Annotated in this window: 1 protein-coding gene and 1 pseudogene; both read left to right on the top strand. The window is 70.7% G+C overall.

The window, feature by feature from the left end; translation table 11 throughout:
- The first annotated feature begins 123 nt into the window (after positions 1-123).
- A complete protein-coding gene (locus tag AB0F40_RS14710) occupies positions 124-762 on the top strand; it encodes a cation transporter (RefSeq protein WP_357468558.1) in 639 nt (212 codons plus the stop codon).
- Positions 763-960: 198 nt separating this feature from the next.
- Positions 961-1,589: pseudogene (locus AB0F40_RS14705) on the top strand (hypothetical protein); the annotation flags it as partial.

Raw genomic sequence — 1,589 nt, 5'->3', positions numbered from 1 at the left:
CTGCCGGCGGCGGTGCGCGGAGAAAACCTCATGTCCTGAGCCTGTCGTGGCCAGTGTGGCGAGTCGTCGGACCAGGATCCGGACCTCCGGGTCAGACCTGGGTACTACGCGGACAATGGCACCGTGACCAGGGCTACCGTGACCCGGGCCGGCGACCCACGTGCCGCCCGGTTGCGTCGCACGGTTCTGGCCGTCGCGGCCCTCAACCTCGCCTACTTCTTCGTCGAGCTCTCCGTGGCGCTCACCGCCGGGTCGGTGGCTCTGCTGGCCGACAGCGTCGACTTCCTCGAGGACACCGTCGTCAACCTGCTGATCCTCGTCGCGCTGAGCTGGCCGCTCGCCCGCCGGGCGCTGATGGGCAAGGCCATGGCACTGCTCATCCTGGGGCCCGCCGCGGTGGCCGCCTGGGAGGCGGCGCAGCGGTTCGCCGCGCCGACGGCGCCCGACGTCGTCCCCGTGGCGCTCGCCTCGCTCGGGGCGATCGCCGTCAACGCGACCAGCGCCTGGCTGCTGGCCCGGGTGCACCACCACGGAGGCGGCCTCGGCCGCGCGGCGTTCCTGTCCGCCCGCAACGACGTGCTGGTGAATGTCGCGATCATCGCCATGGGCGTGGTCACCGTGTCGACCGGCTCGGGCTGGCCCGACCTGGTCCTCGGTTGCGCGATCATCCTCCTCGCGCTGCATGCGGCACACGAGGTGTGGGAGGTCAGCGAGGAGGAACGCCTGGCTGCCAAGGCTCTGGCAGGCGAGGACGTCACCTGACCCCGAAAGATTCCCGTCGGGCTGCGGGTCGCTCCTGGTCGCATCGCGCGGCGGGCTCCTCCCCAGACGAGTGTCGGTACGGCATCCGCCTGCGGGGCGCCCGTTCTTACGCAGCGGGCAGAAGGAGGCGCGAGTGTCAGTGGTGGGGGTTATGGTCGAACAAAGGTGCAATGCCGAGGCGATGATAGATCATGGTTAGTGATCAAGGATCCCATGTGGGGAGGCGGGGCGATGTACGAGGGACTGTCCCATGACGACGGCGTGGCGGGCGCGCTCCTGGATGGCTCCGGTCGGAGTCACGCTGGCGGTGAGGCGGTCATGGTGCACGGGATGCTGGTGCGTCCGGTTGCTGACGGTGGGCTGCCTCCGGGTGAGCCGCCGGATGATGTGCCGTCCGACGAAGCGTGGTTCGAGGAAGCATGGGCGGCCTGGGCGACCGTGGAGCAGACCGGGAAGGACACTGACCCGGAATCCGGTATGGGACCGGGCGCTGGGCTGCCGCCGGACGCGCTTGAGGACCTGCCGCCGGACTCTGTCTCGGGATGGCCGCCGGATGGTGTGCCTGTGGTGTTCTGGCCGGAGGATGTTCTGCGGGAAGCAGTGCGGGGTCTGCCGGGAGCGCGGCTGGCGCGGGTGGTCGCGGAAGCTGTCGACGTGGACGGCGACCTCGACCACGGCGGGGGCCAGGACTCGGGCCTGCCGGGTTCGCGCGCCATGGCCGATCTGTCCGACGACGCGCTCGGTGACCTCGTCACGGCGTGTGGGCGGTTGCAGTCCTGGGCAGCGGGTGTGCAGGCCCGCGTCGTGGCCGAACGCTCCGCGAGGGA

This window comes from Promicromonospora sp. NPDC023987 (assembly GCF_040639055.1).
GTDB lineage: Bacteria > Actinomycetota > Actinomycetes > Actinomycetales > Cellulomonadaceae > Promicromonospora.
The sequence above is the reverse complement of the archived record's forward strand: the minus strand, read 5'-3'. Positions and strand labels throughout refer to the sequence as shown.